9 protein-coding genes are annotated in these 13,314 nt (G+C 41.7%); all 9 read right to left on the bottom strand.

What is annotated here, in order from left to right; all coding sequences use genetic code 11:
• Positions 1-53 precede the first annotated feature (53 nt).
• The 9 genes from LK416_01550 to LK416_01510 all read right to left on the bottom strand — a co-directional run bounded on the left by LK416_01550 (position 54) and on the right by LK416_01510 (position 13,266).
• Positions 54-2,135: a heavy metal translocating P-type ATPase gene (locus tag LK416_01550; protein ID UEA74891.1), complete on the bottom strand. Its 2,082-nt coding sequence runs from the start codon at positions 2,133-2,135 to the stop codon at positions 54-56.
• A 28-nt stretch (positions 2,136-2,163) separates the two neighbouring features.
• On the bottom strand, positions 2,164-2,487 hold the full coding sequence (locus LK416_01545) for a DUF6110 family protein (protein UEA74890.1): 324 nt from the start codon (positions 2,485-2,487) through the stop codon (positions 2,164-2,166).
• Positions 2,488-2,619: 132 nt separating this feature from the next.
• Positions 2,620-3,951, bottom strand: coding sequence for an MATE family efflux transporter (locus LK416_01540; protein ID UEA74889.1), 1,332 nt, complete (start codon positions 3,949-3,951; stop codon positions 2,620-2,622).
• A 16-nt stretch (positions 3,952-3,967) separates the two neighbouring features.
• A complete protein-coding gene (locus LK416_01535; protein ID UEA74888.1) occupies positions 3,968-4,798 on the bottom strand; it encodes a glycosyltransferase family 8 protein in 831 nt (276 codons plus the stop codon).
• Between the two features lie 240 nt (positions 4,799-5,038).
• Positions 5,039-6,868, bottom strand: a complete 1,830-nt coding sequence (locus tag LK416_01530; GenBank protein UEA74887.1) for a hypothetical protein — start codon at positions 6,866-6,868, stop codon at positions 5,039-5,041.
• 221 nt (positions 6,869-7,089) lie between these two features.
• On the bottom strand, positions 7,090-8,640 hold the full coding sequence (locus LK416_01525) for a helix-turn-helix transcriptional regulator (GenBank protein ID UEA74886.1): 1,551 nt from the start codon (positions 8,638-8,640) through the stop codon (positions 7,090-7,092).
• Positions 8,641-8,725: 85 nt separating this feature from the next.
• Complete coding sequence (locus LK416_01520) at positions 8,726-9,865, bottom strand: cation diffusion facilitator family transporter (protein UEA74885.1); 1,140 nt, start codon at positions 9,863-9,865, stop codon at positions 8,726-8,728.
• 376 nt (positions 9,866-10,241) lie between these two features.
• The gene (gene thrS / locus LK416_01515; protein ID UEA74884.1) at positions 10,242-12,017 is read right to left on the bottom strand and encodes a threonine--tRNA ligase; all 1,776 of its coding nucleotides are present in this window, start codon (positions 12,015-12,017) and stop codon (positions 10,242-10,244) included.
• A gap of 448 nt (positions 12,018-12,465) precedes the next feature.
• Positions 12,466-13,266: an SDR family oxidoreductase gene (locus LK416_01510; protein ID UEA74883.1), complete on the bottom strand. Its 801-nt coding sequence runs from the start codon at positions 13,264-13,266 to the stop codon at positions 12,466-12,468.
• Between the last annotated feature and the right edge of the window lie 48 nt (positions 13,267-13,314).

Below are 13,314 nucleotides of genomic sequence, written 5' to 3'. Positions count from 1 at the left end.
AATGCAGATTTTCTTCCGCACCTGAAACACATGGAGATAGTATAGCACATCTATTATAACTCGGGCAACATGTCTTTCATGCTGTTTAATCCGATCATCAAGGTTGATGTATTATGCAGAAGTGCAGATGTTGTCGGTGCGATCACACCCGCAACTCCAAGCACGATCAGCCCGGTATTAAACCCTACGATAAAACGATAATTTCTGTGAATCCGTTTCATAAGGAGATTTGCAAGTATCTTCAATGTCACAATCTCATCCAGACTGTCCGCATCGATTGTAATATCTGCGACCTCTCTGGCAATCTCCGCACCATCACTGATCGCGATGCCTGCATCTGCTGCTGAAAGTGCCGGCGAATCATTGATACCATCACCGATCATGATAACCTTTCTGCCTGCTGCCTTCTCTCGATCTACAAATGCAGCCTTATCCTCCGGCAGTACCTCTGAATAATATTCATCGACACCGACATGCTCTGCGATCGCCTTTGCAGTCCGTTCACAGTCACCGGTCATCATAACGACCTTGGAGATTCCAACCGACTTTAACCGTTCTACAATATCTGCAGATTCTTCCCTTAACGGATCCTCGATCAGGATTGCTGCCGCAAGCTCGTTATCGATTGCCAGATAGAGGTGGGAATATTCCGCCGGAAGATTCTCAAATACTTCTTCCATCCCCTCCGGTATCGTACATTTTTCGTCCTCAAATACAAAATGATAACTGCCGATGATCGCCTTGGAATCCCCAATTGTTGTCGAGATTCCATGCGCTACGATATATTTTACTTCTGAATGCATCTCTTCATGATCCAGATTTTTTCGTTTTGCCGCATCCACTACGGCTTTTGCCATAGAATGTGGAAAATGCTCTTCCAGACAGGCAGCAATACGAAGCAATTCGTCTTCACTTATTCCGTTAAAGGATACTACTCCCGCAACTGTAGGCTGTGCCTTTGTCAGCGTTCCGGTCTTATCAAATACGATCGTATCCGCTTCTGCTACCGCTTCCAGATACTTTCCGCCTTTAACTGTAATCTTACGGCTTCCTGCCTCACGGATCGCCGATAATACCGATACAGGCATAGCAAGCTTCAATGCACAGGAATAATCAACCATCAGGATCGCAAGTGCTTTTGTTACATTTCTTGTAAGCAGATAGGTAAGTATCGTACCACCTAAGCTGTACGGCACCAAACGATCTGCCAGATGCTCTGCCTTGCCTTCCAAATTGGATTTCAACTTTTCAGACTCATCGATCATCTGCGCAATCTTCTCATACCGGCTGGAACCGGATACCTCTTTTACTTCTATTATGAGAGAGCCTTCTTCTACCACTGTTCCGGCATATACCACGTTTCCTGCCGTACGTCTGACGGATACGGATTCTCCGGTAAGCGATGCCTGATTTACCATTGCTTCACCATCACAGACAGTTCCGTCAAACGGAATGATCGTTCCGACATTGACAACGACATGATCTCCTTTCGCGATCGTATCCGAATCAACCAATATCTCGTTATCCTCTGTCTTTAACCATACTTTTCCGACATTTAATGACATCGTACGTGCCAGATCATCGACCGACTTCTTATGTGTCCACTCCTCAAGCAGTTCACCGATTCCAAGCAGGAACATGATCGAACCGGCGGTCTTCATATCACCTCGTAAGACAGATACTCCGATGGATGTTGCATCCAGTACCGGAACTTCGATCTTGCCCTTTGTCAGCGTCTTAATACCTTTCCAGATATATTTAACAGACATCAGACCTGTGTAAGCTGCCGATATCGGGTATGGAAGAAACCATTTCCTTGCATAATGGAAGATGACCTTATCGATCAGCTTCTCCTGATACATCGCATTCGTCTCTCTGCCGCTTCGTTCCAGATAACCATTTGGGACTTTTACATCTTCATAATGAAATCTGCGAAGTCTGTCGATAATGATATCCGGATTTCCCGTATAACAGATCACTGCATCTGCCGTCCGGTCATACACCTTTGCCGAGCTGACCGGTTCAAATGACTCCAGATAATACAAGAGAATATCGGCTTCCTCATATGACATATGATTCTGACACATATGTACACGCAGTCTGCCCTTCATCTTATCTTTTATTATGAATTTCAATTCAGCTCATCCTCTTATCTGTTTTTTCTTATGCTTCTGTTTCTTCTGTACTCTCTGCCGCAGCTTCACATGCACACTCAGCAGTTTCTTCTGCTGTCTCAGCAGGAATATCTTCTACAACGACATCTTCTTCTGCTTCACGATCTGCATTGATCTGCTTTGCGCCCTGGTAAATGTCATCTACATTTTCCTGAATGGTTGTAGCTGTGTTCATAACACACTTCTTTGCACGAAGAGCCGCTGCTGTACAGTTTGTGTAAACCTTCTTTGCATCCTTGCTTGATAATACCTTGATACCTGCCGTACCAAACAATAAACCTGCTGCAAATATTCCAACTTTCTTAATATCCATGATAATTTACCTCCTGATTGTATTAATATATTTTGATGCACATTATAGCATCATTTCTTTTTTTTGCATGTCTTTTATCATTTTATTCACATATTTTTTACATCTGATCATTCGCAAACATGTACACTTGTTCTACTCGTGAACTATCATCTTATGTTGCCTGTAAAAGCTTCGATAAAACAGAAATCCTACTATAGTAGTGATTACCTCCGTAACCGGGAAAGTCAGCCAGAAATACACAAATCCGAATCTGGAAAACAGATATCCAAGCGGTACAAATAAGAACACAGTTCTCATAATGGTTAGAAACGAACTCTTAAAGGCTTCGCCGGTTGCCTGCAAAAAGACCGGATAAATCTGCGCACCTACCATCGGTATAAAACTGATCCCAATAAATCGGAATCCCTGTACTCCGATACGGATAACTTCGCTGTCCTTCGTAAATACAGACAGCATAGGGTCCGGAATAAATTCAAAGCATAACGTTCCGATGAACATCAATGCAATTCCCCATATAAATGCAACCGTCATCGTATGTTTACAACGATCAATACTCTTTGCCGCATAGTTATAGCTAATGATGGGTACAATGCAGGTCTGAAGAGCACCCAGTGGTATAAAGAAAAATGTCTGCCATTTGTAATACAATCCAAGTGCTGTCACTGCCTCATCGGAAAATCCTGCAAGGATCATATTCAATCCAAATATGTAAAATGTATACGTTGCCTGCATGATGATATTCGGAATTCCAAGAGCATAGATCCTGCGAATATCCTCGGGATATTTGCAAATAGACGGCGAACGGCGAAATCCCTTCTTCATAACAAGAAGTGCCGCAACAACCTGTCCTGTGATCGTTGCAAATGCAGCTCCTGCGATTCCAAGCTTTGGTATACCAAAAAGCCCAAAGATCAAAATCGGATCTAACACGATATTCGTGATAGCCCCTGCGATCTGCGCGATCATCGGCGTCTTCATATCTCCGTTTGCCTGAAGTACCTTTGTCCATATACTCTCTGTAAACAATCCAATACTGCCTACGCACACAATCCTTCCGTATGTAATTACATCAGCAATTACTGTATCCGAGTTTGTCTGCAACCGTGCATATGCAGGCATCAGCAGATAACAGCTTACTGCAAATAAGATCCACATAATGATCGCCAGACTAAAGCCGATGCCTGCTACCTCATCTGCCTTCTTATACCTCTTTATTCCCAGAAAATGTGCAATATTTGTATTGATACCAACGCCTGTTCCAACTGCCAGTGCGATCATCAGAAGCTGAACAGGATAAATGATCGATAACGCCGTCAGACCGCTCTCTGAGTATTTCCCGACAAATAAACTGTCTACTATATTATAAAGAGCCTGTATCAACTGCGCCAGCATGACAGGCGGTGCGATCTTAAAAAAAATCTTATTGATCTTTTCTGTGCCGTAAAAACTACTGTTTGTTTCCATTTTGTTTCCCCTGAATTTATTCCTTCACCTGTAATTTTTCTTCATCTTTTAATTCATGATAAAATGCATCCAATATACCCACATAATTTTTATTCCATGGCTTTTGTTTGCCACAGTAATGCAGGATTACTGCATTCTCGCGTACCCATGTTCTATCTATCTTCTCATGGTTCGGTTCCATATTATAAAATGCTATCATTCTGTCACTTAAATTATACCGCATGGTATCGATCAAACCGATATGTGTACCGTACAGTGCAGCAATGATATCCTGATCCGGTAAAGTCAATGTCTTTCTGTGTTCTTCCACAAATGTTCCCACTTCGTGAAAATCCTGTTTTTTTCTCAAAACATCCAGATTCATTAATATTACGCCCGTATTGATATATGGAACCTTTTCCTCTATTCCCAGTCTTAACCGGTTCATCTTATTTAAGAACTTTCTGATATGTGTACAAGCTAAAAAATAGTTATCTTCAAAATCCATCTCATACAGTTCCTTCAATGAACGAATGACAATTATATCCGCATCAAGGTACAGGATCCGATCCAATGTCTCCGGTAATAATGCAGATGCATATATTCTGTAATATATCTCCATCGGATAATGGTCTGTCTCCGGAAAATTCATATCTTTACGATACTTCATATCGATGAAATGAAATGTTACGGAATTCCCCTCTATATCTTTGTCATATCGTTCCAACTGTTTCTGATCATTCAGATCAAGATCAGAATGAATCACATATATATCATACCCACCTTCTGATGGGAAACGGATAATTGATCGTACACAATCATCCAGATGTTCCATAAAGCCCTTATTAATCGTAAATAATAAATTCATTTCATATACCTCATCCCATGATATTTTACTTCCGGCTTTTTACAATTTACTACTCTGAATATCTCCGGTCAATCCATAATTTCTGAATCGCGTGCAATAATTCTGTACCTTTATTTAAAATCAGATTAAGGCACACCAAAACTGCCGGCAGATAAAAATCTGCCGGCAGCCGTCTATTTCAGATCCCCAAACCTCAAACTTCTTTGGAATCCTTCCATGCCGCATTTACGCTTCATGAATTTATTTTGTTTTTACTGTCATCGCATTGCTCCAGTCTGAACAGATTTTTGTTGTCTTTCCATTCTTCTTCACATTCTTATAAGTACAGATCCGCACATAGTACTGTTTCTTTGTACTTAACTTTGTAATCTGTTTACTCTTTGCCTTATTGGAAGATACTGTTGTCAGGATCGAGCCTTTAAATGACTTATTGGTAGAACACTGAATGATATAGCCACTGGTGTTCTTCGTCTGCTGCTTCCAGTTGACCGTAACCTTTGCCTTTCCTGCCTTTACGGATTTGACCGTTGTTCCGGCAGGTGCGATACGAAATGTCCATGTCTTCTTGCCACTATATTTCTTACCCTTTAACTGAACCGTGACTTTATAGCTTCCGATCGATTTCCTTCCACTTGCATAGGTCACTGTATAGTCCGTACCGTTTTTCAGTTTTTTACCCTTGCTGTCCTTTACCGTGACAGTTGGCTTCTTCGCTTTCTTATCATATGTATAAATGCTCTTGCTAAGCTTTACACTGCTGATCTTATTGATCTTCTTTGTAGATAAAGTCTCGCCACAGGACTTGCATTTCGTTACAAGCTTTCCATCAGCACTAAAGGTTGCTTTCTTCTTTACACTCTGAGCCTGCTCCTTATGCTTGCATCCTGTCGTTTTCTTTGCTGTCAGATGATAGGATGTTCCTGATACATATATGTTCACATATCCCTTGATCGGCTCTCTTACATAGGATGCTGTATATCCGCTTCCCTCTTTGCCGAGATTATACCATTCATCCTGTGTAAGAATTACATTGTCGGAAGAAGGCTGACCGATATACCAGTCTGCTGCTTCTCCGTTTGAATCAGTGATCGATCCTATGCTGATCAGGTCACTTTTTACATAAGATATCACACCATTCTTAATATCAAGCTCAAATATGCATTTCTTACCGGTCTTATCTTCGATGTATTCCTGCTCACCTGAGGATTTACTCTTATAGGTATATGCTGATATCTCCTCCAAGGTTTTGTAATAGCCCATGTTCGATGGGTTAAATGCGGAATATCCATGTTCGATCTCATGTGCATAATAGAGATTCAAAGATTTGCAGTAGATCAGTTTATAGATATAATAGCTGGTATCATACATGTCTATCGCATATTTAGAATTCGCATCTCCATCCTTCATGTACACCTCAAATACAGAAGGCTCATCACTCAGACATACAACATGATGCATAATATACCGGTCTGTATATGCCGCCTCCGTCTTTAAAGTTTTGTCTGTGTCTGCATCGACACAGTTTTTATATTTCTCTGATATCGAGTTTACATAAAACGGCATCTTATCCGTTCCGGCGTAGACATCTACAACTGCCTTTCCGCTTACCTTGAGAACGGCTTTTGTACCCTCCGGCTGCATGGTAATTCCACAATTTTTTTCCTTGTTCTTATTAATCGTCAGAGTACCATCACCAAGAATCTCAACAGATCCGCCATAACCATAGCCCCATACAATAAGACTCTTGATCTGGTTATCACCCACCAGCTTGATCTTGAAGTCATCCCCCATCTCATTTGCCTCGATTGACATCATTGGGTGTTTATAATTCGTAAGCGTTAAGGTATTCGTCTTCTTATCATAAACTGCCCCTTTTACAGTCTCTGCTTTTTGTGAACCTGTAACATATACAAAATGATTTGTATTCGTTCCGCCCCGATCATAAATATTGATATACGCTGCACTATACTCTCCTGTATTTGGTCCATTTGCTGCCTGTGCTGTCATCACGCATCCAACCCACATGCACAAAACCGCCAGCATCAGAGATACCTTTTTGAAATGTTTCATACCCATTTCCTCCTTTCATGGTTATACTATGCCATGAAGTATATCTGATAAACTGGCGATTTATAAGTTTACATTTGTTCTTTTTTATATTTTTACCGCAATATCGTCACATAAATCCACTCAAAAGCAAGTTTTTATTAACAGGACTCACATCTTCCAGGATTGATCATCATATAGGCTTGAATCCAGTCCTATTCCAATCGTCAGACGCATTTATACCTTTATCGGTTTCTCCACGCATAATAGAACTGGATCAAGCCGATCCTTGACCTTGTATCTGTCTTTTCATTCAGCGATGAGATATGTTTATAGAGCGCAGTCCTTGAAATATACAGCTTTCCTGCAATATCCTGCACACTTTCATCCGATTCCAGAAGTTCTCTTAACACTTCCTGCTCTCTGTCTGTCAGACGATATTTCTCTGCAAATCGGGCAAAATAATCAACAGCGTCTGTACCGTCCGACCCTTTTATCACATTTTCCGATTCAATGTCGTGTTTTCCTGAAACCGAATCAAATACAGAACCCGTTGTTGCAGATGCAACTTCCACCGTAAGCCCATCCATATCTTCCTTACGTTCAAATCGTTCCTCTATGATATTCACGCGAAGCTGACTACTGTAAATGAACATCGCTATACTGATCATCACAAATAAAATAAGGATCACGATACTCGCAAAAAGCATCGGAGATAATCCCTCGCCGCTTACATTTTCATCTGCATTTACCGACATGGCATACGGCAGCATGGTTGAGATAAAGCCGACGATACCGGCTCCGATATTGTTAATAGCTCTGCCGAATCCTGCCCATAATGCAGGGACTCGCGTATAATAAGATACTTCCATAAAACCGGTTGTGAAGAACACAACGAAAAATCCTGCTGCCGGATAGAACACAAGCAGTCCCGCAAGGATCGAGCCACCTATACCGATCAATAAGATACAGAGCACGGATAAGACCGTCACACAGTACATGACCAGACTCATATATCTGCGTTTCTTCAGATCAAATAAAATTCCCGCAAGGATTCCACTTAAAGCCAGCAGAAGCCTCGGCCATTCACCTACATCGATCGCACCCTTTGCATGATAGTAAGTAACAATGTTATCCAGAGCCGCAAATATGAATGTCATTAAAAGGACACAACAAACCAGTGCTCCACAGGTAAGTCCCGGATGGATCGAAGCATTATTCTGCACTTCCGCCTCATCCTCTATCTTAAAACAATCCACAAGTATTACAAAGATCACAACAAATATCAGTAGCATAGATACCTGAATCCGATTGTCTGTGATCAGATTATTATTTACAAACTGAAGCAACAGACCTGCCGCATAAGCGGTTCCAACCATCAATGCCATATGATTGCTGTTTTTCAGGATATTCGCTGCCTGATCATGCACCTTACTGCCATACATACCCGCAAACAAAAAGAACACGCAACCCCAGATCAACAAACTCCGTTCCGATCTGTTACCTGTCATCATCCAAATACTTAACATACAGATCACTCCTAAAATAATCTGCATGACCATTCCTTGTCGGTTTTCCTGATAGTGTTTCAAAATCGGATAGACCAGAAATCCTGCTACACTGACTGTAAGAATAATGCTCTGTGCCCATACGACTCGACCTGCAGGTACCAGTTCCGCCATCCGATCATCAAAGAAATATTCCGTTCCCAGAAATAAAAAATTAAAAACTGCCAGTCCTGTTATGGCCAATATATAATTTCTGTATTTTCCCTTTTGATTCTTCTGCCCGGACATATATACTTCCCCATTATCTTTATAATTGTCTCATTTGTTCCCTGTCTTCCAATATTCACCCAGCGTAAACTATTCTGTTAATGAACTACGCCCTGTCCTCAAGGTCAAATGTAATTTTTGTCAAATATGTCTCTTTGTTTTCTTTTTGCAACCGTTCCGTCAGCTCCCGCACGATATTCTTTTCCTGCCCCTGCCATTCCGATGGAACAACCATATCAAAAACAAGTTCTTTCTTTCCCTCATGAGTGTGTACGCGGAAATCATGGATTGTTATTTCTGTATCTATTTGCTGCAGGATAGTAAGTACCTGATGGTGTATCTGATCAAGCTCTGCATCATCTGTGATAACCGGATCGTAATGAATGACCATATGCACACCAAATCGGTTCAGGCATTCCCGTTCGATGCGGTCAATCTCATCATGACACACCATTGGATCGATCTTCTTATCGATCTCTACATGAATACTTGCATACTGTCTGCCCGGACCATAATCATGTACCAACAGGTCATGGCAGCCAAGTACCAACGGACAGCTACTTATATATCCAATAAGCTGTTCCCGCAAACCGGTATTTGCACCTTCTCCAAGAAGCGGAGAGATTGTATCCTTTGCAAGCGAAATTCCACTTACAATGATAAAAACAGATACCAGCCCACCCATAAGGCCATCTATTTTCCATCCGCTGATATGTTCTACAACTGTTGCGGCAAGAACCGCAGCTGTTGTCAGCACATCATTTCTGCTGTCTGCGGCTGCAGCAAATAAGGTATTTGACTGAATCTTATCTCCCATCTTACGATAAAAGAACATCATCCAGAGTTTTACCAGGATCGAACCGATCAGCACAATGATCATCAGCATGGAAAATTCGATCGATGCCGGATGGATCAGCTTGAGTACCGATGTCTTTGCCAATTCAAATCCGATCACAAGGATCATAGCAGCCACAACCAGACTTGCCAGATATTCAAATCTCGCATGTCCGTATGGATGTTCTTTGTCTGCCGGCTTCTCTGCCAGCTTAAATCCGAGTAATGTTACAATGGAGCTTGCTGCATCCGACAGATTGTTCAATCCATCTGCAGTAATTGATGTAGATGCGGCCAACTTTCCGATCACAAGCTTGCTGCCTGCCAACAGCAGGTTACACAATACCCCTATGAAACCGGTCATCTTACCGACCGCTGCCCTTTTCTTAGAATCCTGATTTTCTTGTGCCATAATAGTTACCTCCGCATATATAAGATAACTTTATGCAACGCAATTAATAATCTTTCCATCAGATCAATAGAATTATCTCTGACCGGCTGTAGCCGGAATAATAAAAAACCTGCGGAACAAATAGTAACTACTGTCCCGCAGATCATAAATTCATTCTTTATCTGCTGCCACCCTGTGTGGCCCGGCCCTGTGGTCATCCCACCGCCTGCTCAGTTTGTACTGTAGATTGATATGCAGTGCAAAAAGTATTGATACATTATAGCATGCGGTTACCCATACATCAAGTGCCGGTTTCTGATATTTTGAAAGATGATATTTTGAAGGATCTGCCACCGGAAATCTGCTTCCGACGGCTTATCCTTATTTGTACTCTGTATTACTTGGATGCGGCAGGATTTAACTTCTTGGTCTTGATCTCATCCTGAAGCATTGCAAGAAATTCATCCATAGGAACAGTTGTTGTCTTCTGCTCACCATGAAGTCTGTAGCTGACAGTCTTATCATTTACCTCATTCTTACCAAGGATGATCAGATACGGAACCTTCTCAACCTGAGCAGCTCTTACACGATAGCCAAGCTTCTCTGCACGTTCATCGATCTCGACACGGATGTTGTTATCATCTAAGAAATCATACAGCTCATGTGCATATGCATTTAATTCCTCATCTTCATTCTTTACAGGAAGGATTCTGGCCTGTACCGGTGCTAACCAAAGTGGCAGATTTCCCTTTGTCTCCTCCAGAATGTATGCCATGAAACGATCTAAGGAACCAAGGATTGCTCTGTGAAGAACGACAGGAGTCTTCTTTGTACCATCCTTATCAATATATGTCAGGTTGAATTTTGCAGGAAGACAGAAGTCAAGCTGGCATGTAGATAATGTATATTCATTTCCGATCGCCGGCTTAACATTTACATCAAGCTTTGGACCATAGAATGCTGCTTCACCGATCTCTTCTGTGTATTCGATACCGATATCATCCAATACTTTACGGAGTGCGTCCTCCGCTGTATTCCACATCTCATCGTCATCATGATATTTCACCTTATCCTCAGGATCTCTTAAGGACAGAACACAACGATAATCTGTGATATTGAAATCCTTATAGGTGTCGAAGATCAAGTCAACAACCTGCTTGAATTCAGATTCGATCTGCTCCGGTGTTACAAACAGATGGGCATCGTTCTGACAAAAATGTCTGCCTCTCTCGATTCCCTTTAAAGTACCACTGGCTTCGAAACGGAAATCATGTGCAATCTCGCCAATACGGATCGGAAGATCTTTATAGGAATGCATTTTGTTTGCATAGATCATCATATGATGCGGGCAGTTCATTGGACGAAGCACGAAAGACTCACCCTCAACTTCCATTGCAGGGAACATATTGTCTTTGTAATGATCCCAGTGACCGGATGTCTTGTAAAGATTTACCGTACCAACACAAGGAGTCATAACATGACGGTAGCCAAGCTTTCTTTCCTTGTTCTTGATATAATTTTCAAGCTCCTGCCATACGATATAACCCTTTGGAAGGAACATAGGAAGTCCACGTCCAACCAGATCATCTGACATGAACAGATTCATCTCTTTACCGATCTTTCTGTGGTCACGGTCTTTTGCTTCCTCTAATAACTTCAGATGTTCTTCCAGTTCTTCTGCTGTAGGGAAGCATACACCATAGATTCTCTGCATTACATGGTTCTTGGCATCACCCTTCCAGTATACACCGGAATATTTTACTAACTTGAAGTTCTTGCATAATTTTGTGTTATCAACGTGTGGTCCGCGACAGAGATCTGTGAAATCTCCCTGATCGTAAACTGTAATATTTCCATCCTCTAAGCCTTCGATCAGATCCAGCTTGTAGAAATCATCCTTGAACATTTCAAGTGCTTCTGCCTTTGTAACCTCACGTCTGTAAATCTTCTTGCTCTCTTTACAGATCTTCTTCATTTCTTTTTCGATAGCTGCGATCACATCATCGTTTACAACATCATCGCCAAGGTCGATATCATAATAGAAACCTTCTTTTACAACCGGTCCAACCCAGAACTTTGCATGTGGATACAAATGCTTTACGGCCTGTGCCATAACATGGGCGCAGGAATGATTGAGCGTATTTAATCTCTCGTCTGCTTTAAAATCTACCATTTTCTTATTTCCTTTCTTTTACCTGAACTGACATCCCACCCAATGGTACAATGTCCGATAATTATTTGTACAGGAATCCTTCTGTTTCTTTGTCTATTGCACAAAAAACGCCCCTGTACAGACGTTTTTTCATCTATACAAGGGGCGATTATAATTCTTATATCGCGGTTCCACCCTTTTTATTTCCTGTGGAAATATCTCATTCATGATGATAACGGAATCACCGGACCGGATTAGGGCCGCTCAGAGCTGGTCTTCCTGAATGACTCCTCTAAGATACTTCCACCAAATGTATCTCTCTCTGTAGATTCTTCGTTCAGTACTGTTCTCATCAACACGTTATTCAAAGTATATTTCAACTGTTCCGCACTGTCAAGTAGCTTTTTCCGGTTTTATTATCATTTTTTTCTTATTGAATGATCTAAAGATTTTCCGTTAATACCTAAGACTATGGTCTCTGTCCAAGTCCGCCTTCCAGAGTGATCGTCTCTCCTGTCATATATTTGAAATCAGGGGATGCAAGCTGTACACATACACGTCCGATCTCAAGCTCTGAATCACCGAAATGACCCATCGGAGGTGTATGAACATTCTTGTCAAATGCATCCGGATATGCATTCTTGAACTGTTCTAACTGTGCTGTCCATGCAAGCGGGCAGATGATATTTACATTTACGCCATCCTTTGCCCATTCTGTTGCTGCAACTCTTGTAAGTCCACGAATTCCTTCTTTTGCTGCTGCATACGCACACTGTCCAAAGTTACCGAACAGTCCTGCACCGGATGCAAAGTTGATAACGGATCCCTTGCTCTCTTTCAGATATGGATAGCACGCTTTCATATAATAGAAGGTTGCATACAGTCCGGAATATAATGCCAGATTAAACTGATCTGTTGTATGGTCAGCAAGCGGAACACCGGATGCCGATGCCTGTGCATTATTAACCAATACGTCGATACTGCCAAATGTATCGATCGTCTGCTTTACAACATTTGCAACAACTGCCTCATTATCCGCACCGGCAGATACATCTGCTGCAACAGCCAGAACCTTTATACCATATAAGCGTTCCAGTTCTTCCTTTGCATCTTCCAACTTCTTCACATTTCGTCCTGTGATCACGACATTTGCGCCTTCTTTTGCATATGCTGTAGCGATACCGTAACCGATCGAACCACATCTGCCATCACTTAATACGGCACGTCCTCCACCTGTGACAATAACTGTTTTACCTGTTAAAAATCCCATTTTCTGTTTTCTCCTTATATTATTTGAAATCCGATACCTTCAGACTGC

This window comes from Lachnospiraceae bacterium GAM79, from assembly GCA_020735665.1.
Taxonomy (GTDB): Bacteria; Bacillota; Clostridia; order Lachnospirales; family Lachnospiraceae; genus Coprococcus.
The sequence above is the reverse complement of the archived record's forward strand: the minus strand, read 5'-3'. Positions and strand labels throughout refer to the sequence as shown.